At 71.3% G+C, this 2,644-nt stretch carries 2 protein-coding genes; both read left to right on the forward strand.

The features are described 5' to 3' along the window. Positions 1-784, forward strand: a 784-nt coding sequence (gene prmB, locus A612_RS08530; protein WP_019374082.1) for a 50S ribosomal protein L3 N(5)-glutamine methyltransferase, incomplete at its 5' end; no start/stop codon positions are given. 58 nt (positions 785-842) lie between these two features. Continuing rightward, the coding region (locus A612_RS08535; RefSeq protein ID WP_019374083.1) for an ABC-F family ATP-binding cassette domain-containing protein at positions 843-2,644 on the forward strand (1,802 nt) is incomplete at its 3' end.

Raw genomic sequence — 2,644 nt, forward strand, 5'->3', positions numbered from 1 at the left:
GCAGCTCGGCCTGCCGCTGGACAGTGCGCTCGACGATGGCCCGGGCTCGGTGGCCGGGCAGCCCGTCTGCCCGGCCGACCGCGAGCGCGTCGCCCACCTGTTCGACGAACGCATCCGCAGCCGCAAGCCTGCGGCCTACCTGACCCGCGAAGCCTGGCTGCAGGGCGTACCCTTCTACGTGGACGAACGGGCGATCGTGCCGCGCAGCCTGATCGCCGAGCTGATCGCGGGCGGCGACATCGACCCTTGGCTGGATGCGCGCACGCACCGGGTGCTCGACCTGTGCACCGGCAACGGCAGCCTCGCCGTGCTGGCTGCCATGGCCTGGCCGGAGGTGCAGGTCACGGGCGCCGACATCAGCACCGACGCCCTGGCGGTGGCCCGGATCAACGTGGAGCGCCATGGGCTGGGCGAGCGCATCCGGCTGGTGTGCAGCGATGGCCTCGCCGAGGCTCCGGGCCCGTGGGACCTGATCCTGTGCAACCCGCCCTACGTGAACGAGGAGAGCATGCAACGCCTGCCGGCCGAATACCGGGCCGAGCCCGAACTGGCCCTGGCCGGCGGGCCAGACGGGATGGACTTCATCCGCGGGCTGCTGCAGCGCGCCCCGCAGGCGCTCGCCGGGGACGGGGTGCTGGTGCTGGAGATCGGCCACGAGCGCCCGTTCTTCGAGGCGGCCTTTCCCGGGCTGCCGGTGTTCTGGCTCGGCACCAGCGCCGGGGAGGACCAGGTGCTGCTCGTCACGGGCGAGGCGCTGCGCTTGTGGGCAACCGGCGGCGACTGAGCCCAAGGCCGGGCACCGCGGCCGCCTGCCCGGCTTCGACGGGATAATCGCCCGCTTCATGATCACGCTTCGCAACCTCACACTGCGCCGTGGCGCACGCGTTCTGCTGGACAGCGCCTCCACCACCATCAACCCGGGCGAGCGCGTCGGCCTGGTCGGGCGCAACGGCGCCGGGAAATCCTCCCTGTTTGCCCTGCTGGCCGGGGGCCTGCACGAGGACGGTGGTGAATTCCTGCTCCCGCCGCATTGGCAGCTGGCCCAGGTCGCGCAGGAAATGCCCGAGACGGCCGAGGGCGCCACGGCCTTCGTGCTCGGTGGCGATGCGCGGCTCGTGCAGTTGCGCCAGCAACTGGAAGCAGCCCAGCAGGCTGGCGATGGCATGGCGATCGCGCAGCTGCACGCCGACCTGGCGGATGCCGGCGCCCACGACGCCACCGCACGCGCGCAGACGCTGATCCTCGGCCTGGGCTTCGCGCCGGCGCAGCTCGACCAGCCGGTCAACAGCTTCTCCGGCGGCTGGCGCATGCGGCTGCAGCTGGCGCGCGCGCTGATGGCGCCGTCCGACCTGTTGCTGCTCGACGAACCCACCAACCACCTGGACCTGGACGCCCTGGTCTGGCTGGAAGCCTGGCTCAAGCGCTACGCCGGTACGCTGATCGTCATCAGCCACGACCGCGAGTTCCTGGATGCCGTCACGGACGTCACGCTGCACATCGAGAACGCCCAGCTGACGCGCTATGGCGGCAATTACAGCCGCTTCGAGGAACTGCGCGCCCAGCAGCTGGTGCTGCAGCAGGCGGCCTACGAGCGCCAGCAGGAACGGATCGCCCACCTGCAGAGCTTCATCGACCGCTTCAAGGCCAAGGCCACCAAGGCCCGGCAGGCGCAAAGCCGTGTCAAGCAGATCGAGCGCATGGAGCGGATCGCGCCGGTCTTGGCGAGCGCCGACTTCACCTTCTCCTTTCGGGAGCCCGCCAACCTGCCCAACCCCATGCTGGCGATCACCGACGCTTCCTTCGGCTACGTCGGCGAGGATGGGACGCAAACCACCATCCTGCGCGGCGTGAACCGCTCCGTGCTGGCCGGGCAGCGCATCGGCATCCTGGGCGCCAACGGCCAGGGCAAGTCCACCCTGGTCAAGACCATCGCCCGCGAGATGCCGCCGCTGGGCGGCCAGGTCACCGAGGGCAAGGGCCTGACCATCGGCTACTTCGCGCAGCAGGAGCTGGACGTGTTGCGTCCGGCGGAAGACCCGCTCGAGCACATGGTGCGCCTGGCGCGCGACAGCGGCGTGCAGGGCGAGGCAGCGCGCGAGCAGGAATTGCGCAATTTCCTGGGCAGCTTCAACTTCAGCGGCGACATGGTGCGCCAGCCCGTGGGCAGCATGAGCGGCGGTGAAAAGGCGCGGCTGGTGCTGGCCATGATCGTCTGGCAGCGGCCAAACCTGCTGCTGCTGGACGAACCCACCAACCACCTCGACCTGGCGACGCGCGAGGCTCTCGCGATGGCGCTGCAGGATTTCGACGGCACCGTGATGCTGGTCAGCCACGACCGGGCGCTGCTGCGCTCGGTGTGCGAGGACTTCTGGCTGGTCGGGCGCGGCGCGGTGGTGCCCTTCGACGGCGACCTCGACGACTACCAACGCTACCTGCTGGACGAGGCGCGCCGCCTGCGCGAGGCCGTGCGGCGGTCCGACGCGCCCGGCGCCGGGGAAGCGGAGCGCCGCGCGCCGGCGGCCAGCGGGCGCGAGCAGCGCAAGGCCAGCGCTGCGGCACGCCAGCAGCTTGCCGAAAAAACCCGCCCGCTGCGCCGCGAGCTCGCGCAGGTAGACGCCGGGCTGGCGCGGCTCGGGGCGGAGCG

It is taken from the genome of Melaminivora alkalimesophila, assembly GCF_000282995.1.
GTDB classification, from domain to species: Bacteria; Pseudomonadota; Gammaproteobacteria; order Burkholderiales; family Burkholderiaceae_C; genus Melaminivora; species Melaminivora alkalimesophila.